This window comes from Duganella sp. (assembly GCF_039595735.1).
In the GTDB taxonomy this organism is placed as follows: domain Bacteria; phylum Pseudomonadota; class Gammaproteobacteria; order Burkholderiales; family Burkholderiaceae_D; genus Rugamonas.
The window spans coordinates 176,640-198,386 of sequence record NZ_JBCNLB010000003.1 but is presented as its reverse complement, the minus strand read 5'-3'; the positions used below and the strand labels follow the sequence as shown (position 1 = coordinate 198,386).

Annotated in this window: 18 protein-coding genes; 11 read left to right on the top strand and 7 right to left on the bottom strand. The window is 62.5% G+C overall.

Features of this window, described 5'->3' with window-relative positions:
• The first annotated feature begins 3 nt into the window (after positions 1 to 3).
• The 9 genes from ABDW57_RS08390 to ABDW57_RS08350 all read left to right on the top strand — a co-directional run bounded on the left by ABDW57_RS08390 (position 4) and on the right by ABDW57_RS08350 (position 11,683).
• Positions 4 to 1,587 (top strand): glycoside hydrolase family 43 protein, encoded by a 1,584-nt coding sequence (locus ABDW57_RS08390; protein WP_343729750.1) that lies wholly within the window; start codon positions 4 to 6, stop codon positions 1,585 to 1,587.
• Positions 1,588 to 1,600: 13 nt separating this feature from the next.
• Positions 1,601 to 2,614, top strand: coding sequence for an arabinan endo-1,5-alpha-L-arabinosidase (locus ABDW57_RS08385; protein WP_343729749.1), 1,014 nt, complete (start codon positions 1,601 to 1,603; stop codon positions 2,612 to 2,614).
• Positions 2,614 to 5,040: a glycoside hydrolase family 127 protein gene (locus ABDW57_RS08380; protein ID WP_343729748.1), complete on the top strand. Its 2,427-nt coding sequence runs from the start codon at positions 2,614 to 2,616 to the stop codon at positions 5,038 to 5,040. Before ABDW57_RS08385 ends, ABDW57_RS08380 begins: the two co-directional genes overlap by 1 nt.
• A 106-nt stretch (positions 5,041 to 5,146) precedes the next feature.
• On the top strand, positions 5,147 to 6,103 hold the full coding sequence (locus ABDW57_RS08375) for an ABC transporter substrate-binding protein (protein ID WP_343730008.1): 957 nt from the start codon (positions 5,147 to 5,149) through the stop codon (positions 6,101 to 6,103).
• 5 nt (positions 6,104 to 6,108) lie between these two features.
• The gene (locus ABDW57_RS08370) at positions 6,109 to 7,644 is read left to right on the top strand and encodes a sugar ABC transporter ATP-binding protein (protein WP_343729747.1); all 1,536 of its coding nucleotides are present in this window, start codon (positions 6,109 to 6,111) and stop codon (positions 7,642 to 7,644) included.
• Positions 7,637 to 8,725 (top strand): ABC transporter permease, encoded by a 1,089-nt coding sequence (locus ABDW57_RS08365; protein ID WP_343729746.1) that lies wholly within the window; start codon positions 7,637 to 7,639, stop codon positions 8,723 to 8,725. Before ABDW57_RS08370 ends, ABDW57_RS08365 begins: the two co-directional genes overlap by 8 nt.
• Positions 8,726 to 8,730: 5 nt before the next feature.
• Positions 8,731 to 9,708, top strand: a complete 978-nt coding sequence (gene yjfF / locus ABDW57_RS08360; RefSeq protein WP_343729745.1) for a galactofuranose ABC transporter, permease protein YjfF — start codon at positions 8,731 to 8,733, stop codon at positions 9,706 to 9,708.
• A 38-nt stretch (positions 9,709 to 9,746) separates the two neighbouring features.
• Positions 9,747 to 10,688, top strand: a complete 942-nt coding sequence (locus ABDW57_RS08355) for a glycoside hydrolase family 43 protein (RefSeq protein ID WP_343730007.1) — start codon at positions 9,747 to 9,749, stop codon at positions 10,686 to 10,688.
• Positions 10,689 to 10,744: 56 nt separating this feature from the next.
• Positions 10,745 to 11,683, top strand: a complete 939-nt coding sequence (locus ABDW57_RS08350) for a LysR family transcriptional regulator (RefSeq protein WP_343729744.1) — start codon at positions 10,745 to 10,747, stop codon at positions 11,681 to 11,683.
• A gap of 225 nt (positions 11,684 to 11,908) precedes the next feature.
• Here the strand turns inward: ABDW57_RS08350 and ABDW57_RS08345 are convergent, their stop codons facing one another.
• The 3 genes from ABDW57_RS08345 to ABDW57_RS08335 form a co-directional block, all read right to left on the bottom strand.
• Positions 11,909 to 12,238 carry a four-helix bundle copper-binding protein gene (locus ABDW57_RS08345; RefSeq protein ID WP_343729743.1) on the bottom strand — a complete coding sequence of 110 codons (330 nt, stop codon included), beginning with the start codon at positions 12,236 to 12,238 and terminating at the stop codon, positions 11,909 to 11,911.
• A gap of 71 nt (positions 12,239 to 12,309) precedes the next feature.
• Positions 12,310 to 12,732 (bottom strand): response regulator, encoded by a 423-nt coding sequence (locus ABDW57_RS08340; RefSeq protein WP_343729742.1) that lies wholly within the window; start codon positions 12,730 to 12,732, stop codon positions 12,310 to 12,312.
• On the bottom strand, positions 12,725 to 13,228 hold the full coding sequence (locus ABDW57_RS08335) for a GAF domain-containing protein (RefSeq protein WP_343729741.1): 504 nt from the start codon (positions 13,226 to 13,228) through the stop codon (positions 12,725 to 12,727). Before ABDW57_RS08335 ends, ABDW57_RS08340 begins: the two co-directional genes overlap by 8 nt.
• A 127-nt stretch (positions 13,229 to 13,355) precedes the next feature.
• Between ABDW57_RS08335 and ABDW57_RS08330 the strand changes: the two genes are divergently transcribed.
• Both ABDW57_RS08330 and ABDW57_RS08325 read left to right on the top strand, forming a co-directional pair.
• Positions 13,356 to 14,294, top strand: coding sequence for a bifunctional helix-turn-helix transcriptional regulator/GNAT family N-acetyltransferase (locus ABDW57_RS08330; protein ID WP_343729740.1), 939 nt, complete (start codon positions 13,356 to 13,358; stop codon positions 14,292 to 14,294).
• 70 nt (positions 14,295 to 14,364) lie between these two features.
• Positions 14,365 to 16,773, top strand: coding sequence for a penicillin acylase family protein (locus tag ABDW57_RS08325; RefSeq protein WP_343729739.1), 2,409 nt, complete (start codon positions 14,365 to 14,367; stop codon positions 16,771 to 16,773).
• On the opposite strand, the gene ABDW57_RS08320 is transcribed toward ABDW57_RS08325, so the two are convergent.
• From ABDW57_RS08320 to ABDW57_RS08305, 4 genes are all read right to left on the bottom strand, one after another.
• Positions 16,709 to 17,917, bottom strand: a complete 1,209-nt coding sequence (locus ABDW57_RS08320) for an acyltransferase family protein (RefSeq protein ID WP_343729738.1) — start codon at positions 17,915 to 17,917, stop codon at positions 16,709 to 16,711. The two genes, ABDW57_RS08325 and ABDW57_RS08320, sit on opposite strands and share 65 nt — an antisense overlap.
• Positions 17,918 to 18,020: 103 nt before the next feature.
• Positions 18,021 to 19,910, bottom strand: coding sequence for a DUF3857 domain-containing protein (locus tag ABDW57_RS08315; protein WP_343729737.1), 1,890 nt, complete (start codon positions 19,908 to 19,910; stop codon positions 18,021 to 18,023).
• Positions 19,911 to 19,979: 69 nt separating this feature from the next.
• Positions 19,980 to 20,699 (bottom strand): response regulator, encoded by a 720-nt coding sequence (locus tag ABDW57_RS08310; protein WP_343729736.1) that lies wholly within the window; start codon positions 20,697 to 20,699, stop codon positions 19,980 to 19,982.
• Positions 20,687 to 21,745 (bottom strand): histidine kinase, encoded by a 1,059-nt coding sequence (locus tag ABDW57_RS08305; RefSeq protein WP_343729735.1) that lies wholly within the window; start codon positions 21,743 to 21,745, stop codon positions 20,687 to 20,689. Before ABDW57_RS08305 ends, ABDW57_RS08310 begins: the two co-directional genes overlap by 13 nt.
• Positions 21,746 to 21,747: the final 2 nt, after the last annotated feature.

Genomic DNA, 21,747 nt, shown 5'->3' with positions numbered 1-21,747 from the left:
GTCATGGATGAAGTCAAGATCACGCGCCGCAAGGTGATTACCGCTGGCGGCGTGGCGTTGATGCTGGCTGGTTGCGGCGGTGGCGGCGGTGGCGGAACGACGCCAACGCCGACGCCGACGCCAACACCAACACCGACGCCAACACCGACGCCGACGCCAACACCGACGCCGACGCCGACGCCAACACCGACGCCGACGCCGACGCCGACCAGCATCACGTTTGCGGACGTTTCGGTGCACGATCCATCCGTCATCAAGGTGGATGGCACGTTCTACGTGTTCGGCTCGCACCTGGCCGCGGCCAAGTCGACGGACCTGATGAACTGGACCAAGGTCGCGGACGGCGTCAACGCCGCCAACCCGTTGTTCAACAACGTGGTGACCTCGCTGGCCGATACCTTCGCCTGGGCGCAGGTAACCGACCTGTGGGCGCCGGACGTGGTGAAGCTTGCCGACGGCAAGTTCTATCACTACTACTGCGCCTGCAAGGGCGATTCCCCGCGCTCGGCGCTGGGTCTCGCGGTGGCGGACAAGGTCGAAGGCCCGTACGTCAACAAGCAGATCCTGCTCAAGTCGGGCCAATGGGGCCAGCCTGGCGAAGACGGCGTCACCATCTACGACGCGCTGACCATGCCGAACGTGGTGGACCCGAACACCTTCTTCGACCAGCAGGGCAGGCTGTGGATGATTTACGGCTCGTACTCTGGCGGCATCTTCATTCTGGAGATGGATACCACCACCGGCGTGCAGAAGCCGGGGCAGGGCTATGGCAAGCATCTGATGGGCGGTAACCACAGCCGCATCGAGGGGGCGTATGTGATGTACAGCCCGCAGTCCAAGTACTACTACATGTTCACGTCCTTTGGCGGCCTGGATGCCAACGGCGCGTACAACATGCGTGTATCGCGTTCGCTCAATCCGAATGGCCCGTATCTGGATGCGAAGGGCAATGACATGGCCAACGTCAAGTCGAATCCCGCGCTGCCGCTGTTTGACGACGCGTCGATCGCGCCATACGGCCAGAAAATCATGGGCAATCACCAGTTCGCGCTGGCGGCTGGCGAGACGGGAACGCCGTTGGGCTATGTATCGCCGGGTCACAACTCGGCTTACTACGAAGCCTCGACTGGCCAGTACTTCCTGATCTTCCATACCCGCTTCCCTGGGACGGGTGAGTTGCATCAGGTACGTGTGCACGAGATGTTCATCAATGCCGACGGCTGGCCGGTGGTGGCGCCGTTCCGTTACGCGCCGCTCAGCAAGAACGCGACGCCGTTGTCGGCGGAGGTGACTGCGGCCGATGCGGCTGGCTCGTACAAGATGATCAACCATGGCAAGGATATTTCGGCCGCCATCAAGGCATCGCAGAATGTGGTGCTGGCGGCGGATGGCACGGTGTCCGGTTCGGCGTCTGGTACGTGGAAGCATGACGGCAGCAACAAGATCACCATTTCGCTCGGTGCGACCGGGACTTTCGTTGGCATGCTGTCGCGCCAGTGGAATACCAACGCCAGCGCGTTTGTGGTGACGTGGACGGCGCAATCGGTGGATGGCGTCTCCATCTGGGGCGCGCGCACCGGTAACTGATAAGAGGTTCGTAATGAAGTATGTTTTATCGATGGTGGCGTTTGCGCTGGCTGCTGTGGGCTGCACGGCCAAGGAAGTCAGCGTGCATGATCCCGTGATGGCCAAGGAAGGCGATACCTGGTACGTGTTCAGCACGGGACCTGGCATCACTTTCTACAGCTCGAAAGATATGAAGAACTGGACGCCGGAGGGCCGCGTTTTCAAAGGCCAGCCAGTGTGGGCGAAGAAGGCTGCGCCGACGTTTGACGACCATATCTGGGCGCCGGACATTCAGTTTCATAACGGTCAATACTATTTGTATTATTCCGTCTCGGGCTTTGGCAAGAATACCTCCGGGATCGGCGTCACCGTCAATAAAACGCTGAACCCTCGTTCACCTGACTACAAGTGGGAGGACAAGGGGATGGTGCTCCAGTCGGTGCCTAACCGCGACGACTGGAACGCTATCGATCCGAATGTGATCCAGGATGAGAAGGGCGATGCCTGGATGGCGTTTGGTTCGTTCTGGAGCGGGCTGAAAATCGTTAAGCTGAACAAGGAGTGGACTGGCCTGGCGGAGCCGCAGGAGTGGCACGCCATCGCCAGCCGCACCAATGGCACATCCAGCTCCGGCGAGAAGGCTGGCGTGGGCGAGATTGAAGCGCCGTTCATTTTCAGGAAGGGCGAGTATTACTACCAGTTCGTATCGTTTGGGCTGTGCTGCAGGAAGGGCGACAGTACCTATCACGTGATGGTTGGCCGCTCGAAATCGGTAACCGGGCCGTATGTCGACAAGGCAGGCGTAGACATGATGAAGGGCGGCGGTTCGCTGGTGATCGCCGGCGACAAGGACTGGAAAGGTCTGGGCCACAACAGCGCCTACACCATGGACGGCAAGGACTATCTCGTACTGCATGCCTACGAGACGGCTGACAACTACCTGCAGAAACTGAAGATCATGGAAATGAAATTCGATGCCGCCGGCTGGCCAACCGTCGATCAGGCCGACCTGAATAAATACCGCAGCGTCCAGCTGCCAGCGAAATAATGGCCGCCCGGCTTTCACGCCGCGCAGCGCTGCGGTTGGCGGCAGGCGCGGCGGCGACGGTCGCGTCGCACCGTGCACTGGCTGACGGTGCGGCCGCCGCGCCCAGCACGCCGGCTGGCGTCGGCCCTGCGGCAGGTGCGGTGTCGCTGTTCCCGCTGAACGCGGTACGCCTTGGGTCAAGCCCATTCCTGGAAGCCCAGCAGACCGACCTGCGCTACATCCTGTCGCTGGATGCGGACCGTCTGCTGGCGCCATTCCGCCGCGAGGCCGGCCTGCCGCTCAAGCAGCCGGGTTACGGCAACTGGGAATCGTCCGGCCTCGATGGCCACATGGGCGGCCACTATCTGTCCGCGCTGGCCCTGATGTACGCCGCCACCGGCGACAATGAAGTCCACCGGCGCCTGAACTACTTCGTCGCAGAGCTCAACCTCTGCCAGCAAGCCAATGGCAACGGCTACCTTGGCGGCGTGCCTGGCGGCGCGGCGGCATGGAAAGACATCGCCCAAGGCAAACTCCACGCCGACAACTTCTCGGTCAACGGCAAATGGGTCCCGTGGTACAACCTCCACAAAACCTATGCCGGCCTGCGCGACGCCTACACTTACGCCGGCAACGCCCAAGCCCGCACCATGCTGATCGCCTTGTGCGACTGGACGCTGGAACTGACCTCGCATCTCAGCGACGACCAGATGCAGGCCATGATGCGCAGCGAACATGGCGGCATGAACGAAGTGCTGGCCGACGTCGCCCAGATGACCGGCCAGCAGAAATACATGGATCTGGCCGTGCGCTTTTCCCATCAGGCCATCCTGCGCCCGTTGGAAGAGGGCAAAGACCAGCTCACCGGCCTGCACGCCAACACCCAGATCCCGAAAGTCATCGGCTTCAAGCGCATCGGCGATATGACCAGCCGCAAGGACTGGCAGAAGGCCGCGGCCTTCTTCTGGCAGACCGTCCACGACCACCGCACCGTTGTCATCGGCGGCAACAGCGTCAGGGAACACTTCCACAACGATAAAGACTTTACGTCCATGATCGAGGAAGTGGAGGGGCCGGAAACCTGCAACACCTACAATATGCTCAAGCTCACCGAACTGCTGTTCCTCGGTGACGCCAAAGGCAGCTACGCCGATTACTACGAGCGCGCACTGTACAACCATATCCTGTCGTCGCAGCATCCCGGCAGCGGCGGTTTTGTCTACTTCACGCCGATGCGGCCGAACCACTACCGCGTCTACTCGCAACCGCAGAAAGCCATGTGGTGCTGCGTCGGCTCCGGCCTGGAAAGCCACGCCAAGTACGGGGAATTCATCTATGCCCATCGCGGCGACAACTTATACGTCAACCTGTTCATCCCGTCCACGCTGGACTGGCGTGAGCAGGGCGTGCAAATCCGCCAGGCCAACCGCTTCCCGGATGAAGACCGCAGCACTATCACCGTCAAGGGCAACAAGACCTTCACGCTAAAGATCCGCTATCCGGAATGGGTAGAGCAGGGTGCCTTGCGCATCACCGTCAATGGCAAGCAGACCGCCGCCGCAGTCGGCGCCGACCGCTATGCGAACGTGCGCCGCGCCTGGCGCGACGGCGACAAGGTCGAGATCCAGCTGCCGATGAAAACGCGTCTTGAACAGATGCCCGACAAATCGGCTTACTACGCCGTCTTGCACGGCCCCGTGGTGCTGGCGGCGAAAACCAATCCGTTCCCCGGCGAGCAGCTTAACTATCTGGCCGACGACAGCCGCATGGGGCACATCGCCAGCGGCCCGGTATGCCCGCTGGAGCAAGCGCCGGTGCTGGTGAGCGAGAATGCGGCTTTTGCCGATCGTTTCCGCCCGGTGCCAGGCCGCCCGCTGACCTTCACCGCACCGGGACTGGTGCAGGCCCGGGACAGCGGCCCGACCACCTTCGTGCCGTTCTTCCGCGTTCATGATGCCCGCTACGTAGTCTACTGGCCGTATTCCACGCCCGCCGACCTGGCGCAGCGCCGCGCCAAAGCCGCGGAAGACGAGAAGGAACGCCTGGCGCTGGACGCCCAAACCATCGACCAGGTGGCGCCGGGCGAGCAGCAGCCGGAGTCCGACCACTTCTTCAAGGCCGAAGGCGCGGACGCCGGCGTAAACAAGGGCAAACACTGGCGCCACGCCAGCGGCTGGTTCAGCTACGATCTGACCGATAAAAAGGGCGAGGCGCGCGTACTGCGGCTGACATACTCAAAACTGGACGCCGGCCGCCGTTTCGATATCCTGATCAACGACAAGTTGCTGGCGGAAGTGCGTCTGGACGCCAGCGCGCCGCAGGAGTTCTACACCCGCGACTACCCGATACCCGCAGACGCGGCAATGGCTGGCAAGCTGGTAGTCAAGTTTGTGGCCCGTGAGGGCTCGGTGGCGGGCGGTTTGTACGGGGTGCGCTTGTTACGCTGACATATCAAATTTGATATCGCAAGATGTGAAAATATCATTGGATAGATATTTGTGTTTCTCATAGTATTTATCTGAAAAATAAAACTTATCAGGAGACTTAGCCATGATGAATCGTAGAACCGTATTGGCCACCGCTCTGGCCGCTGCTGCCGCCCTGAGCATGCCGGCCTTTGCCGCCAAGCCGCTGGTGATCGGCTTCTCGCAGGTCGGCGCCGAGAGCGAATGGCGCACCGCCAATACCGTGTCGATCAAGGACGCCGCCAAGAAAGAGGGCATCACCCTCAAGTTCGCGGACGCCCAGCAAAAACAGGAAAATCAGGTCAAGGCCATCCGCTCCTTCATCGCCCAGCGCGTGGACGTGATTGCGTTCTCGCCGGTGGTGGAATCGGGCTGGGATACCGTGCTGCGCGAAGCCAAGCGCGCCAATATTCCGGTGATCCTGACTGACCGCGCGGTCAATGTCAGCGATCCTTCGCTGTACGTCAGCTTCCTGGGTTCGGACTTCGTGGAAGAAGGCCGCCGCGCTGGCCGCTGGCTGGTGGAGCGCCAGAAGAAAACCCCCGATGCCGTTTTGAATATCGTTGAGCTGCAAGGCACCGTGGGCTCCGCGCCCGCGCTGGACCGCAAAAAGGGCTTCGAGGAAGTCATCGCCGGCAATCCCAAGCTGAAAGTGATCCGCTCCCAGACCGGCGACTTCACCCGCGCCAAGGGCAAGGAAGTGATGGAAGCCTTCCTGAAAGCGGAAGGCAAAAAGATCAACGTGCTGTATGCGCACAATGACGACATGGCCATTGGCGCGATCCAGGCAATCGAAGAAGCCGGCCTGAAACCAGGCAAGGACATTCTGGTGATTTCGATCGACGGAGTGAAGGGCGCGTTTGAAGCCATGATCGCCGGTAAGTTGAACGTGACGGTGGAATGCAACCCGCTGCTCGGCCCTCAGCTGATGCAGATCGCCAAAGACGTCGTCGCCGGCAAGCCCGTTCCGAAGCGCGTTGTGACGCAGGAGGGCGTGTTCCCGGCCGAAGTCGCGGCCAAGGAATTCCCGAACCGTAAATACTGATTCCGATGACGATTACCTCTACTGCTGCGGCGCCCGTGCTGGAGCTGCGCGGCATCAGCAAGGCCTTCACTGGTGTGCAGGCCTTGAACGGCGTCTCGCTCAATCTGTATCCCGGTGAAGTCCACACGCTGATGGGCCAGAACGGCGCCGGCAAGTCGACCTTGATCAAGGTGCTGACCGGTGTCTACACCCCGGACTCCGGCCAGATCGTGCTGGCCGGGCAGTCGATACAACCGCAGTCCACGCTGGACGCACAGAACCACGGCATCAGCACTGTTTATCAGGAAGTGAATCTCTGCCCGAATCTGTCGGTGGCGGAGAATATTTTCATCGGCCGCTATCCGCGCAAGCTGGGACGCATCGATTGGGCCGGCATGGCCAGGCAGGCGACCGAGCTGCTGGAGCGCATGCAGATCCGCATCGACGTGACGCTGCCGCTGGCGCACTATCCGTTGGCGATCCAGCAGATGGTGGCGATTTCGCGCTCGCTGCTGGTGTCGGCCAAGGTACTGATTCTCGACGAGCCGACTTCCTCGCTGGATGAAAAAGAAGTCGATCTGCTGTTCAGCGTATTGCGTGGCCTGCGCGAGCAGGGCATGGCGATTCTGTTTGTGACGCACTTCCTCGATCAGACTTACGCGATCTCGGATCGCATCACCGTCATGCGCAATGGCGAGCGGGAAGGGGAATACCTTGCCGCCGACCTGTCGCGTGTGGAGCTGGTCAACAAGATGGTTGGCGCGCCGGTCGCGGCGCCGGCCTCGGCCCCCGCTGCGGCACCGGCTGCGGCAGGCGAAAGCCGCTTCAAAGCCTTCCTGCGCGCCGTGGGCCTGGGCCGCAAGGGCGCGCTCACGCCGATCGATCTGGAAATCCGCGAAGGCGAGCTGCTGGGCCTTGCAGGCCTGCTGGGCTCCGGCCGCACCGAGGCCGCGCGCCTGCTGTTCGGCGCGGACAAGGCCGACAGCGGCAGCATCACCATCAACGGCAAGGAGCAAAGCTTCTCGACGCCGCGTGACGCCATCGCCGCCGGCATCGGCTTCTGCTCGGAAGACCGCAAGCTGGAAGGCGCGGTGCTCGACCTGTCCGTGCGCGAAAACCTGATCCTCGCGCTGCAGGCCCGCAGCGGCATCATGCGTGCCATTCCACTCAGGCGCCAGCAGCAACTGGCGGAAGAATACGTCAAGGCGCTCGGCATCAAGACCGCCAGCATCGAAACGCCGATCGGCTCACTCTCCGGCGGCAACCAGCAAAAAGTGCTGCTGGCGCGCTGGCTGGTCACCGATCCAAAACTGCTGATCCTGGACGAACCGACGCGCGGCATCGACGTGCGCGCCAAACAGGAAATCATGGACTACGTCTCCGCCCTGTGCAAGAAAGGCATGTCCATCCTGTTCATCTCGTCCGAACTGCCCGAAGTGCTGCGTGTGAGCGACCGCATCGTCGTCATGCGCGACCGCAAAACCGGCGGCGAATACCCGCGTGGTGCGCTGGACGAAACCACCGTGCTGCACGTGATCGCAGCCGGAGACCAGCATGCATAGCCCCGCGGCCCGCGCCGCCGGAGCACCAACCAAACCAGGCTTGCCCATGTTCGTGCAACACCCACTTTTCCGGCCATTGGCCGCGCTGGCGATCCTGCTGCTGATCGACTTGATCATGATCCCCGGCTTCTTTCACCTTGAGATCAAGGACGGCCACCTGTACGGCAGCCTGATCGACATCGCCAACCGCGCCGCGCCGCTGATACTGGCGGCGATCGGCATGACGCTGGTGATCGCCACGCGCGGCATCGACATCTCGGTCGGCGCCACCGTCGCCATCAGCGGCACTGTCGCCGCAATGCTGATCGGCGGCACCATGGTCATGAACAACGGCACACCGGAATACGTGGCCAACACGCCGATGTGGATGGCGCTGGGCGCCGCCATGGGCGCGGCGCTGCTGTGCGGCGCGTGGAACGGCGCGCTGGTGGCCTGGCTCGGCCTGCAACCGATCGTCGCCACCCTGATCCTGATGGTGGCGGGGCGCGGCCTGGCGCAGCTGTTCACCGATGGCCAGATCATCACCGTCTACTACCAGCCGTTCTTCTTCCTCGGCAGCGGCTATCTGTTTGGCCTGCCGTTCTCGCTGTACATCGTGGCCGCCGTGTTCATCGTCACCGCGCTGCTGCTGCGTAAAACCGCGCTTGGCCTGTTCATCCAGTCGGTCGGCATCAACCCGGTGGCCGCGCGCCTGGCGGGCCTGAAGACGGCATCGCTGATCTTCTTCGTCTACGTGTTCTGCGCGGCTTGCGCCGGCGTGGCGGGGCTGATGATCACCTCCAACATCAAGAGCGCGGACGCCAACAACGCCGGCCTGCTGCTGGAACTGGACGCCATCCTGGCCGTCACGCTGGGCGGCACCTCGCTGGCCGGCGGTAAATTCAGCCTGGCCGGCAGCGTGATCGGCGCGCTGATCATCCAGACGCTGACCTACACCATCTACTCCCTTGGCCTGCCGCCGGAAGTCAACATGGTGGTCAAATCGGTCGTCGTGTTTGTGATCTGCGTGTCGCAGTCGGCGGAATTCAAAACCATGTGGCGCCGTGCCTTCCCTGGCGCCCGCGGAGGCAAGACCCAATGAGCACCATGAATCTTCCACGGCCGTCGATCGCCTCGTCGCCGTACTTCACCTCCCTGATCACCGTGTTCCTGCTGGTGGTCCTGCTGGGCGCCGGCGGCGCCGCCTATCCGGGCTTCCTGTCCTTGCAGGTGCTGTTCAACCTCCTGATCGACAACGCCTTCCTGCTGGTGATCGCGGTTGGCATGAGCTTTGTGATCCTGTCGGGCGGCATCGACCTGTCGGTCGGCTCGGTGCTGGCGCTGACCACCATGATCTGCGCCTACATGCTGCAAACCTGGCACTGGAATCCGCTGCTGGTGATTGCCATCGCGCTGGCCATCGGCACGCTGTTCGGCGCCGCCATGGGCGCAATGATCCACTACTTCAAGCTGCAGCCGTTCATCGTCACCCTGGCAGGCATGTTCCTGGCGCGCGGCCTGTGCTACCTGATCAGCATCAACTCCATCACCATCGAAGACCCGTTCTTCGTCGCGCTGTCGCAAACGCAGCTGCCGATTGGCGAATGCTTCATCTCGCCGGGCGCACTGATTGCATTGGCAACGCTGGCTGGCGCCATCTACGTTGCGCACTGCACGCCGTTTGGGCGCGCCATCTACGCCATCGGCGGCAACGAGCAATCGGCGCTGATGATGGGCCTGCGCGTGGCGCGCACCAAGGTGCTGATCTATGCCTTCAGCGGCTTTTGCGCGGCCTTGGCCGGCGTGCTGTTCTCGTTCTACATGCTGTCCGGTTACGGGCTGCACGCACAAGGCACCGAGCTGGATGCGATTGCGGCGGTGGTCATCGGCGGCACCCTGCTGAGCGGCGGCTACGGCTACGTCGCTGGCGCGCTGACCGGCGTGCTGGTGCTGGGTTCCATCCAGACCCTGATCGCCTTCGACGGCACACTGAGCTCGTGGTGGACCAAGATCGTCATCGGCGGCCTGTTGTTTGTGTTCTGCGTAGTACAGCGCGTGATGACCATGCGCACCAATAAAAAATAAACCAAAAAACACTGGAGAGTATCGTGAAGAAGACCTTGATGTTCGCTGCGGCGAGCCTGCTGGCGTGCGCCTCGCACGCGGCCAATCCTATCCTGCCCAAGCTGTTTACCGCCGATCCGGCGGCCTTTGTGGAAAACGGCACGGTGTATCTGTACGTCGGCCACGACCAGGCGTCGCCAACCGACAAGGACTACGTCATGAAGGAATGGCGCCTGTACAGCAGCTGCGACATGAAGAACTGGACCGACCGCGGCTCGCCGATCCAGCCGTCCGCCTTCAAATGGGCGATCGGCAAAGTCGACGCATGGGCTGGCGACATCACCAAGCGCGATGGCAAATACTACTTCTACGCCACCGTGGATCACGCCTCGATTCCAGGCCGCGCCATCGGCGTGGCGGTGTCGGACAAGCCGGAAGGCCCGTTCGTCGACGCGCGCGGCTCGGCCCTCATCACCAACAACATGACGCTGGAAGCGCCGATCGCATGGGATGACATCGATCCGGGCGTGTTCATTGACGACGACGGCCAGGCCTATCTCTACTGGGGCAACACGGTGCTGAAGTACGCCAGGCTGAAAGCCAACATGACCGAACTGGATGGTCCTATCCACACCGTCGGCATGGACCGCTTCACCGAAGCGCCTTACCTGCACAAGCACAAGGGCACCTACTACCTGTCCTACTCGCGCGACTTCCCGGAAGAGACGGCGTACTACACCGGCCCGAGCGCCACCGGCCCGTGGAAGTACCAGGGCGTGATCATGTCGAAGAACGACAAAGTCAAAACCATCCACCAGGCCATTGTGGAATTCAACGGCAAGAACTACATCTTCTACCACAACGCCAAACTGCAGGGCGGCGGCGAATACCGTCGTTCGGTGGCGGTGGAAGAGTTCCAGTACAACGCCGACGGCACCATTCCATTCATCAAGCAGACCAAGGAAGGCCCGGCGGCCAACCCGAGTGCTGCTTGCAAGTGATATCGATAATGGCGGTATTGTGTATAAATCAATATCGAACATGATATCATCAGACCATGGATACTAACCCAAATTGGTTCCTGCGCGCGCGTCTGAAAACGCGCCAGCTGCTGCTGCTGATCGCGCTGGACGAACAACGCAACATCCACCGTGCCTCCGAAGAGCTGCACATGACGCAGCCTGCCGCGTCCAAGCAGCTCAAGGATCTGGAAGAAATGCTGGGCGTGCAGCTGTTTGAGCGGCTGCCGCGCGGCATGGAGCCGACCATCTACGGCGAGACCATGATCCGTCACGCGCGCATGGCGCTGACCAGCCTCTCGCTGGCGCACGAGGACATCGTCGCCATCAAGGCCGGTCTGACCGGGCAGGTGGACATCGGCACCATCATGACGCCGGGGATCGCGCTGCTGCCGCAGGCGATCACGCGCACCAAACAGGCCGCGCCCAAGCTGCGCATCGGCGTCGAGATGGAGCAATCCAACGTGCTGCTGGAGCAATTGCAGCGTGGGCGGCTGGACTTCATGATCGGGCGGATACCGGAGCGCGAGAGTGCCGAGGGGCTGAGCTACGAAGAACTGGGCGACGAACCGGCGTGTGCGGTGGTGCGGGTGGGGCATCCGCTGCTGCAATCGAAAAACCTGCAGCTGCGCGACATCGCCAACCAGCCGTGGATCCTGCCGCCGCAAGGCTCCATTCTGCGCGCGCGTTGCGAACTGATGTTCCGCCGGGCGGGCTTGGAAGTGCCGATCAACGTGGTCGACACCACCGCGGTGCTGCTGATCAAACCGCTGCTGCAGCAGACCGACGCGCTGAACGTCATGCCGATCGCGGTGGCCAAGTACTATGAATCGCAGGGCGTGCTGAACATCCTGCCGATCGAGCTGCCGTGCCGGATGGATGCTTTCGGCATCATCACCGTGGATGGCCACATCCTTTCGCCGGGCGCCGAACTGCTGCTCAAATCCGTGCGCGAAGTTGCGCGCGAAATCTACTAAAACACCCGCCTCCGGCAAAAATGGAGGAGCAAAATGCAAGCGTAAAATTCGGGGTCAGCTCTGTCATTCGGACATGCGTGAGCAATGTTTGTTGAAGATCAAAGCCGGTTGTATATTTTTATGGTTATTAGCTGGTCCCTAATTCGCCCTATGAATTTTACGAGCGTATTGATGTTGCTCAAATTTAGTGCGCGGCTGTCCGAATGTCAGAGCTGACCCCGAATTTTAGGTTGCCATCGCGCGGCAGGTTTTTTCGCAGGCTTCGCAGGCGCGGGCGCATTCTTCCATGCCGTCCAGTTCCAGGCAGCTGACGGCGCAGGCATGGCAGATGTCGGCGCATAGGGCACATAGCCGTGCGCTGTAGGGTGAGCCGCTCAGTTGCAGGTTGGCGGACAATTCGCAGATGGCCGCGCAGTCCATCATCAGGCGGAAGTGCTTGGGCTCGACGTGCCTGCCGCCTTGCTGCAGGCAGTGGCCCAGTGCCGTCTGCAGGCAGGCTTGATGACAGTTGGTGCAGGCGTCTATGCAGTCCTGCATGTCAGGTATCTGATCCATTTTCGGCTCCTCGTTCGCAGCGTGGAAATGGTCCATGCTAGGCGGGTCGGCAACCGGGTTCTGTGCGTTGCCTATCTTTGTGCCGGCGGCGCGCCGCTGAAGGACTCGAAAGCTTCCAGCAGAATTTTGGCGCGGAAGGGTTTGAGGATGACCCGGTTGACCTGGCGTTCGCGCAGCTCTCGCATCAGGTCGGTGGTGGCCTGGTCGACCATGACGGCGATCGGGATGGTGGCCGGACTGGCCGACAGGCCGTTGCGGAGTTTGTCCAGCAGCGTGAGGTTGTACATGCAGTCGCCCTGGGCGCCGCAATCGATCGAGATGACCGCACCCTGGAAGGCGCGTTCACGCAGCAGCCGCTCGGCCGCCTGCAGGGTGGCCGCTTCGTGCACAGCGCCCAGCCCCAGCGAGCGCGCGGTCAGCGACACTGTTTTGCGCAGCAGGTTTTGCTCTTCCACCAGCAGCATGTTGAGATGAGCTCGCGCCGTGTCAGCCATGCCGCGCCTCCGCCGGGTTGGCCAGTTCTTCCACCAGCAGATCGCGCAGCGTTGACAGGATCGCCAGTTCGGTGGCGTCCAGATTGCGCGGTTTGTGGTCGATCAGGCATAGCGTGCCGATCACGTAACCCGACGGCATCGGCAGCGGCGCACCGGCATAGAAGATCACGTGCGGCGGCCCGGTCACCAGCGGGTTGTCGGCAAAGCGTTCGTCGCTACGCGAGTCGGGGATGACGAAGATGTCCGGTTGCAGAATGGCGTGGCCGCAGAAGGAGACGTCGCGCCCGGTCTCGCACACGTCCAGTCCCACCTGTGCCTTGAACCATTGGCGCTGTTCGTCGACCAGCGTGATGAGCGCGACCGGCACTTCGAATTCGTGCGCGGCGAACTGCACGATCTTGTCGAAGCGCTCCTCCCGCGGCGTGTCGAGGATCAGCAGCTCGCGCAGGGCGGCTAGACGCTCTTTGTCGTTGGCGGGTATCGGCGCAGCTAACATGGCAAGAGACGGCGCGCGGCCGCGTGGTCGTGTTGCTCTTACTTTAGCATCATCGTCGATGCTACACAATGTTGACTGAGTCAGCAATCTGTCGCAGAATGGCATGATACCGATAGCCGGAGTGCCTATGCCTGTCCCTGTTTTCAATGACCGCATCGCCGCGGTCCGTTCGTTCAACCGCTTTTTTACCCGCCAGATCGGGGTGTTGCGCGAAGGTCTGCTGCATAGCGAGTTCACGCTGACCGAGATGCGCGTGCTGTATGAGCTGGCCCACCACGGCGACCAGCCATCCGCCGCGCTGTGCCGCGACCTGGGCCTGGATCGCGGTTACCTGAGCCGCATCATCGCCAAATTTGAAAGCGCGGGACTGGTCAGCAAGGTGCCATCGGCCACTGACGGCCGCTCCAAGCTGCTGCATCTCACGCAGCATGGCCGCGCGGTCTACGAGCCGCTGGACCGCCGCTCGCGCGAGGAGGTTGGCGATATGCTGTCGCGTTTTGACGAGTCGGACCAGCTGCGCATGCTGGACGCCATGCGCACCATCCGCCAGTTGCTCGACACTGAGAGCGGCCTGAAATACGCCCAGCCCTTTGTGCTGCGCGCCCACGGCCCCGGTGACATGGACTGGATCATGCGCCGCCACGGCGACATTTACGCCACCCAGCAGGGCTGGGATCGCAGTTTTGAAACGCTGGTCGGCCAGATCTGCGCCGACTTTGAACGTGATTTTGATCCGGCACAGGAGCATTGCTGGATCGCCGAAATGAATGGCCAGCGCGTCGGTTCCATCGCCCTGGCGCGCAGTGGCGAGGAGGGGGTGGCCAAACTGCGTCTGCTGCTGGTGGAAGAGCAGGCGCGCGGCTATGGCCTGGGTACGCGCCTGGTTGATGAGTGCCACAGCTTCGCCCGCGCCGCCGGCTACAAGAAAATGCGTCTCTGGACCACGGATCAGCAAAAGGAGGCGCGCCACATCTATCAGAACAAGGGCTATGTGCTGGTGGCGGAGGAGGCGGTGCACGCCTTCGGCAGGGACATGGTCAACGAAACCTGGGAACTCGATCTGTAAGTAGCTGATTGCCCACACCCTGTCTCTCTGGCAGTATTGCCAACTTGGAGATTTTTATCACGGGGATGGTATGCAAAAGAATCGGGTGATGGTCTGGTCAAGGCGGATTTTGATTGCCGCTGTGGTCCTGCTGTTGTTGGCGATCGCCGCAGCGTGGCTGTATCTGCGCGGCAGTCTGGCGCAGCTGGACGGTACGCGCCAGGCGGCCGGCTTGGAGACCACGGCCAGCGTGGCGCGCGATGAACACGGCGTGCCGGTCATCAGCGGCGGCAGCCGCGGCGATGTGGCTTATGCGACTGGCTTCGTCCATGCGCAGGAACGCTTCTTCCAGATGGATCTGCTGCGCCGCGTGGCGGCCGGCGAGTTGTCCGAGCTGTTTGGCGAACGCGCGCTGCCGCTCGATAAATCGCACCGCCTGCATCGCTTCCGCGCCCGCGCCGAGCTGGCGATCAAGGCCATGCCGGCAGCCGATCGCGCGCTGCTGGACCGTTATGTGGCCGGCGTCAATGATGGTCTCACCGCCCTGAGCGCCAAGCCGTTTGAGTATGCGCTGGTCGGCTTGCCGCCGCGCGCGTGGTCGCCCGCCGACACCATGCTGGTGATCTGGGCCATGTACTTCGATCTGCAAGGCAGCCAGGAGCCGCGCGAACTGGCGCGTGGCTGGTTCAAGGACAACGCCAGCGAGGAGCAGCGTGTTTTCCTGGCGCCGGAGTCGACGCCATGGGATGCGCCGCTCGATGCGCAAACCATCGCCGCCGCCGATGTGGTGATTCCGGCCGCACCGCCGGCATGGTGGGGCAAGCCGAAAGCTGCCGATGCGCCGGCACCCGCCAAAGTCGCCGCCGCCGAATTCCTCAATACAGTAGGCAGCAACAACTGGGCTGTCGCCGGCAGCCGCACGGACACCGGCGCCGCCATAGTTGCAGACGATATGCACCTCGGCATCCAGCTGCCTAATACCTGGTATCGCGCGGTGCTGCAATTCCCGGATGGGAAAGGCGGCCAGCGTCGCATGGTCGGCGTGACGCTGCCTGGCACGCCGTTTGTGGTGGTGGGCAGTAATGGCCATGTGGCCTGGGGCTTCACCAACAGCTACGGTGATTACATGGACTTTATCGCGCTGGAGAGCGATGCCTCCAAGCCTGGGCAGGTGCGCACGCAGGCCGGCTGGGAAACGCCGGTGGTGCATGAGGAAACCATCCTGATCAAAGGTGCGCCTGCCGCCAGGCTGGCCGTGCGCGAAACCTCGCTGGGCCCGATCCGCGAGGCACAGGGCCGCAGCTATGCGCTGCATTGGACGGCGCACTTGCCGGGCGCGGTCAACTTCAACGCCGGCAAGCTGGAATTGGCCGACACGCTGGAACAGGCATTGGCGATTGCGCCGACGCTGGGCATTCCGGCGCAGAATTTTGTCGGCGGCGACGACAAGGGCAACATCGGCTGGACCATCGCCGGCCCGCTGCCGCGCCGCGCGCCGGCTGGCGTGGCGTCGACTTATCCGATGAGTGCCGACGATGCCGCCGGCGTGTGGCAAGGCTGGCTGGCGCCGGAGGAGTACCCGAAAGTGGTGAATCCGGAGCATGGTCATATCGGCACCGCCAACAGCCGCCAGCTGGCAGGCAGCGGCGCGCAGCTGATCGGTGACGGCGGCTTTGATCTGGGCGCCCGCACGCATCAGGTGCGCGACGATCTGGCTGCGCTGGGGCCGAAGACGGACGTAAAAAAAGTGTACGCCATCGGCCTCGATGACCGCGCTGTTTTCCTTACCGCCTGGCGCGAGCGCGCTATCGCCGCGCTGGACGCCAAGGCCATCGCCGGCAACGCGCAGCGCGCCGAGGCGCTGGCGTTGTTGAAGGATGGCTGGTCCGGCAAAGCCAGCGTGGATTCGGTCGCTTATCGGATCACGCGCGGCTTCATGTATGCGGTGTATGACATCGTCTACGAAAGCGCCAACGTGGAGCTGGCGAAGATCGATCCCAAATCGACCATGGCATCGGTCAGTTCCCGCTGGCCGGTGGTGCTGGCGCGTCTGCTGGATCAGCAGCCGGCAGCCTGGCTGCCGCCGCAGTACGCCGACTGGCAGGCCTTGCAGGTGGCGGCGATGGACCGTGTGATCAAGGATCTGACCAAGGATGGCCAGCCACTGTCGGCCGCCACCTGGGGCCAGCGTAATACGGCGGCCAGCGCGCATCCGATGGCGTCTGCGATTCCACTGCTGGGCAAATACCTGAAGGTGGCGCCGGACATGCTGCCGGGTGACCAGCATATGCCGCGCGTCTCCGGTCCGACCTTCGGCCAGTCCGAACGGCTGACCGTCTCGCCGGGGCATGAAGAGCAGGGCATCTTCAACATGCCGGCCGGGCAGAGCGGCCATCCGTTGTCGCCGTACTTCCTGGAAGGCCGCACGGATTGGGTTACCGGACGTGCATCGCCGCTGCTGCCGGGGCCTGCGCAGCATACGCTGACGTTTGTGAAGTAATCCGGCCCAGCCCAAACAGTGGGCGCAGCACGGCGATGCGGCGCACCACTTCAAATCCGCCGAAGCTGATGGCGAAGGTCAGCACGATCAGGAACACGCCTTCGACGCCCGGGGCCAGTTTGAGTGGTTTCATCCAGTGCGCCATGCAGACGATCAGCGTCTGGTGCAGGATGTAGACCGGGAACACGGCTTCGGTCAGGTAGCGGCGTTTGCCGCTGTCGAAATTCAAGTGGCGGCGGCCGAAGCCGCACACGGTCAGGATCGGCGCCCACTGGCACAGGCAGTAGATGGTGCGGAACACCGGCTTCCACTGCTGCACCTCTGGCGTGTTGGCCAGCGCCTCCGGAATCGACCAGTAGCAGACGATCAGCGCCCAACTCGCAAGCCACAGACCCAGGCTGGTGAAACGCAGCGCTTCGATCCGTGCCCAGAGCTCGGTCTGCATCGCCATCAGCGCGCCCAGTGCGAACAGGAGGAAGTATTGGGCATGGTTGTACCAGTCATCGACCAGGGCGTGGGTGGATTCGAAGTGATCGGCCAGCGTGAAGCGCGCCAGCGCCAGCGCGGCGACTGGCAGCGCGACGATGCGCCAGCCGCTCAACAGGCGGCCCAGCGCGTCCGACACGGCGTTGAAGCGAGCGCCCAGCAGCCACACGATCAAACCGCCGATCATCGTGTAGGCCCACAGGTAAGCCACGAACCACAGGTGGTTCCAGGTCGGCATGATCAGGCAGTCGTCGCCGCGGCAGAAGCCATGGTAGCGCGCGAGGTACAGGCGCATGAAGTCGCCGTAGCTGCCTTGGTAGGCGACTTTTTCCACCACTTCAAAATACGCTTGCGGCGGCACAATCACGAACATGCCAAAAATCAGTGGCACCAGCAGACGCCAGCTGCGCTGTTTGAGCAGCGCGCCGATGCGGATTTTCTTCAGCATGAAGGCCGTGGCCACACCGGAGATCATGAACAGCAGGCCGAGACGCCATGGCGAGGACAGGATCATCAGCGGCTCGATGGCGTGGCTGGCGTCCGGGCTTTTCACGTGCCAGTCCCAGGTCACGTAATACATGCCGGTATGGTAGAAGATGAGCACGAAGAACGCGAAGATGCGTATCCAGTCGAGGAAGTAGAGGCGGTTGTTGTTCATTGTTGGCTCCTTGTTAATGGAGCCAGATTACCGGCGCGCGCGTCGCCGGTCTATTGTGATGGGGCGAGTCGGGTGCGGCGTGGGGCGAGCCGGAAATAGTCCGCTAGTTTGCGGCGGCAGTCGCACCCGGCACGTCCGGTACCTGCAAGATGAACTGGCTGCGCAGGTCGCGCACCATTTTCCTGATATCGGCTTGCATCGCCACGTGATCCTGCGGCGTACATACCTTGGTGCCTGCCTTGCCGCTCTTGAAGCTGCGATCAATCAGCAGTTTGCCCTCGGTTGGGGTAAATCTGGCGTCGTACTGGAAATAGGGGCTGACGATATGGACGTCTGGCGGCACCGCGAGCAGCCTGGCGTTTCCGGGGAAGCTGTACTCGGCGCGTTCTTCGTAATCGTTGTCGCCGCAGACGAAGGGTTGGGTGCGTGTTACTTCATTGGTCAGTCTGAAAACCTGGTCCGACAGGCCTGCATACAAGCTGCTCGATGCCGGTATGCCGATGGTGCCAGGCAGGTAGACCCAGTTTTCGCCCTTGCCGTGCAAACTATAGCGGTAACCTTTGCCGTCGGCGGCGCTGTCAAGGTCGCCCAGCTCCACGGTGCCGCTGCCTTTGATCCCGACATTTTTCAGCAGGCTTTCGACGAATCGTTCCTGGTCGGCTTTACTCCAGTTGCGCTGCTCGGTACGGACTTCTTCATCCCATGCGCCGAGATTTTCGCGCGTGAAGTCGAATTTGGCCGAGCCGTCCGCTGCGATCTGCACGGTGTAGCGGTTCTTGATCTTGCCGGGTTGGGAGGTCGGCGTATGCCCCATCTTGCCGCTCCTGGTCAGGATGACTTGCTTGTCCAGATCCCAGAATGGCAGATAGCCGACGCTGAGATTGTCCGCCGTGGTGTCGATGTACAGGTCCAGCGCGGGAATATAGTTGATCACGTGGTTGAACGGCTCCATGCTGGCGACGGGCGAGAGCTTGTAGGCGTTGCCGGCGCTGATCAGTGCCGGCGTGCTGTCGATGCCGACGGCGCTCAGCATCGCCTCCATCAGGGCTACGTGATCCTTGCAGTCGCCGTAGCGGTTGTCCAGCACCGACTCGGCGCTGTGTGGTTCGCGCCCGCCGTTGCCGATATACACGGCGACATAACGGATGTTGGTGCGCACCCAGTTGCCGATGACGTGGGCCTTGTCGCGCGGGTCGCTCAAGCCCTGCACCAGTTCACGCGCCTTGGCTTGTATGCGCGAGGTAGGTGCTGCGGCCTGCCTGGCTGCCACATCATAGGCCAGACCGATCTCGCGGTAGTTATCGAATGTGGAGACAATCAGGTGGCGGCCGAAATCCGAGTACGCAACAGCATCGAACTCCAGGCGCGGATTGTCTGCCGGCGTGTAGTCCCAGCGATAGACGGTGCGGCCGTCATGACGTTCCGTAGGGGCGGGCTTGAACCCGAGTGCGTCGGACTTCAGCGCCATGTCCGCGGGCAGGTCGTAAATCAGCGTCAGTTGCTTGAGCGGGCGGTACGGCGGATAGGTGGAGTCGTAGAACTGGCCGCCGAACAGCGCGATATTGCGGGTCTTGCGGATTTTTGAATACAGCTTGTCACCCACCGCGACATCCGGGTAGATGACGGCCTTGATCTGCATGTCCTGGAACATCGGGGCACCGTTGTAGGCCGGCTCCTGCTGCAATTTGATCTGGTCCGGCTGCACCGGTAGGCGGCGGCCGTCCGGCTTTTCCGTGTAGGCCTCCAGCACCTCGACATTCTCCAGCGTGCGGTTGAAGTGGAAGTGGGGTTGAGCATCGTAGCCAACGGCACGCTGTTCGTTCAGTTGCAGCAGCAACTCCTCGGTCAGTGCATAGCTGCCGTCACGCTGGACGACGAAGTGCTGCAGGTTTTTCAGGACGGTGTGAGATGGATCGCTGCCGTCGTCGGCTGCCAGTGCGTGAGCAGAAAACAGAACGGCGGCGCACAGCAGCGCGATTGACTTCAGGTTCATGTGGCCCGGGATGGTATTTTTAATGCAGGGATTGTAACCAGGGCCACCAGGTTGAAAATACACGCTTCCTCACTTTTTACAATCCGATACAAGCCGCGCTTCCACCTCGGCGCGGTATTGGCGGCTCAAAGGTACGCGGGCGCCGTTGTGGAGAACCAGTTCGCCGTCGCCTTTGTCCAGGTTGACGATGCTGGCGATCCAGCTCAGTTGCACCGCTGCGCGGCGGTGGCAGCGGATGAAGCGCGGGCCGAGTTTGTCCAGCAGGCCGGCCAGTGTCTGGCGCATCAGCGGTTCGCCGCCGGCGGTGTGCAGGACGACGTAGTTGTCGGCGGTTTCGATCCACTGGATTTGCTCCACCTTGACGATGCGCGTGCCCTGACGCTCCGGCACCAGCAGTTGCGTGACCGAGGGCAGGGGCGCTGCGGCAGGGCGTGTAGCCAGTCGTTCCTGCGCGCGCTGCAGGGCGCGTTGCAGGCGTGGCTGGTCGTAGGGCTTGAGCAGGTAGTCGATGGCGTTGGCGTCGAAGGCACGGATCGCATATTCATCGTAGGCGGTGACGAAGATCACCAGCGGCGCGGGCGTCGGCAGCGAGGCGGCGACATCGAGGCCGCTGATTTCCGGCATCTGGATATCGAGCAGCAGCAGGTCCGGCGCAAAGGCCGGCAGCCGCTCCAGTGCTTCCACGCCGTCACGGGCTTCCTCGATGGCGGTGACGCCGGGCTCTGAGGCCAGCATGCGGCGCAGCTTGTCGCGCGCCGGACGTTCGTCGTCAACGATCAGGATGCGCATGGCAGCCTCACTTCCGCGCGCACGCCGGCCGGCGACAGTTGCGTCAGATCGAACCCCGCGCGTCCACCATACAGCGCATCCAGCCGCTCGCGCAGATTGCGCACGCCGATGCCGCTGCCTGGCAAGCTGCCGGCCGCAGGCAAGGCGCCGCTGTCGTCCTCGATGCGCAGGCACAGGGTGCCGCCGTCGCGCCGGGCGCTGATGCGGATGGCGTTTGGCTGGCGGCGTTTTTCCACGGTGTGCTTGAATACATTCTCCAGCAAGGGCTGCATGCTCATCACCGGGACTTCGCAGCCAAGCAGTGTGTCGTCGATGTCCCAGGCGATGCTGACCCGGTCCGCAAAGCGTTCGCTCATCAGCGCCGCATAGCCGCGCAGGATGCGCAGTTCGGTCTCCAGCGGCACCAGATGGCGCTCGCCCACGTCCAGCGTGGCGCGCAGCACGTCGGACAGCTGCACCAGCATGGCATCAGCGCGCTGCACGTCGCTGTACATCAGCGAGGAGATGGTGTTCAGGGCGTTGAACAGGAAGTGCGGCTGCATCTGCTGGCTCAGTCGCAGCAGCTGCGCTTCGCGCAGCGAGGCATTGGCCCGCTCCACGCGCACCTTCTCATCCAGCATGGCGTGGAAGGACAGCACGCCAAACGTGATCGTGGCGAAGATGCAGAAGAACACCGTCATCTTCACGTCCTCATACAGGTACACCTCAGCCCAGCCTTCGTGCGGATATTCCTGCCCCATCAGCGCGTAGACGACGTGGCGCATGCCGAAGGCGATCGGCACGAATGCCACCCAGTACACTGGCAGCCACGCCAGCTGGCGCATGAACCAGCGTGCCGGCGAAGCGATCAGCGCGTCGTGCTTGCGCGTGAAGCGGCGCTGCGCCAGCAACAGGAGGGTGCCGGTCAAGGCGGAAGAAGTCTCCCACAGTACCGGCTTCCACAAATCATGATCGTGTCCGCGCAGGTATTCCTGCACCGAGGTGGAAACCATCAGGATCCAGAACAGGACCCACGCGATCGCGATAACGGAGCGGGTTTTTTGCATGG

Excerpts from the sequence above, each read along its gene's own strand:
- ABDW57_RS08355 (WP_343730007.1), top strand. The coding sequence starts at position 9,747 with ATGTTCGCTGCGGCGAGCCTGCTGGCGTGCGCCTCGCACGCGGCCAAT.
- ABDW57_RS08310 (WP_343729736.1), bottom strand. The coding sequence starts at position 20,699 with ATGCGCATCCTGATCGTTGACGACGAACGTCCGGCGCGCGACAAGCTG.
- ABDW57_RS08315 (WP_343729737.1), bottom strand. The coding sequence starts at position 19,910 with ATGAACCTGAAGTCAATCGCGCTGCTGTGCGCCGCCGTTCTGTTTTCT.
- ABDW57_RS08335 (WP_343729741.1), bottom strand. The coding sequence starts at position 13,228 with ATGTTAGCTGCGCCGATACCCGCCAACGACAAAGAGCGTCTAGCCGCC.
- ABDW57_RS08345 (WP_343729743.1), bottom strand. The coding sequence starts at position 12,238 with ATGGATCAGATACCTGACATGCAGGACTGCATAGACGCCTGCACCAAC.
- ABDW57_RS08380 (WP_343729748.1), top strand. The coding sequence starts at position 2,614 with ATGGCCGCCCGGCTTTCACGCCGCGCAGCGCTGCGGTTGGCGGCAGGC.
- ABDW57_RS08305 (WP_343729735.1), bottom strand. The coding sequence starts at position 21,745 with ATGCAAAAAACCCGCTCCGTTATCGCGATCGCGTGGGTCCTGTTCTGG.
- ABDW57_RS08340 (WP_343729742.1), bottom strand. The coding sequence starts at position 12,732 with ATGGCTGACACGGCGCGAGCTCATCTCAACATGCTGCTGGTGGAAGAG.
- ABDW57_RS08385 (WP_343729749.1), top strand. The coding sequence starts at position 1,601 with ATGAAGTATGTTTTATCGATGGTGGCGTTTGCGCTGGCTGCTGTGGGC.
- ABDW57_RS08365 (WP_343729746.1), top strand. The coding sequence starts at position 7,637 with ATGCATAGCCCCGCGGCCCGCGCCGCCGGAGCACCAACCAAACCAGGC.
- ABDW57_RS08320 (WP_343729738.1), bottom strand. The coding sequence starts at position 17,917 with ATGAACAACAACCGCCTCTACTTCCTCGACTGGATACGCATCTTCGCG.
- ABDW57_RS08375 (WP_343730008.1), top strand. The coding sequence starts at position 5,147 with ATGAATCGTAGAACCGTATTGGCCACCGCTCTGGCCGCTGCTGCCGCC.
- ABDW57_RS08390 (WP_343729750.1), top strand. The coding sequence starts at position 4 with ATGGATGAAGTCAAGATCACGCGCCGCAAGGTGATTACCGCTGGCGGC.
- ABDW57_RS08370 (WP_343729747.1), top strand. The coding sequence starts at position 6,109 with ATGACGATTACCTCTACTGCTGCGGCGCCCGTGCTGGAGCTGCGCGGC.
- ABDW57_RS08330 (WP_343729740.1), top strand. The coding sequence starts at position 13,356 with ATGCCTGTCCCTGTTTTCAATGACCGCATCGCCGCGGTCCGTTCGTTC.
- ABDW57_RS08350 (WP_343729744.1), top strand. The coding sequence starts at position 10,745 with ATGGATACTAACCCAAATTGGTTCCTGCGCGCGCGTCTGAAAACGCGC.
- ABDW57_RS08325 (WP_343729739.1), top strand. The coding sequence starts at position 14,365 with ATGCAAAAGAATCGGGTGATGGTCTGGTCAAGGCGGATTTTGATTGCC.
- yjfF (WP_343729745.1), top strand. The coding sequence starts at position 8,731 with ATGAATCTTCCACGGCCGTCGATCGCCTCGTCGCCGTACTTCACCTCC.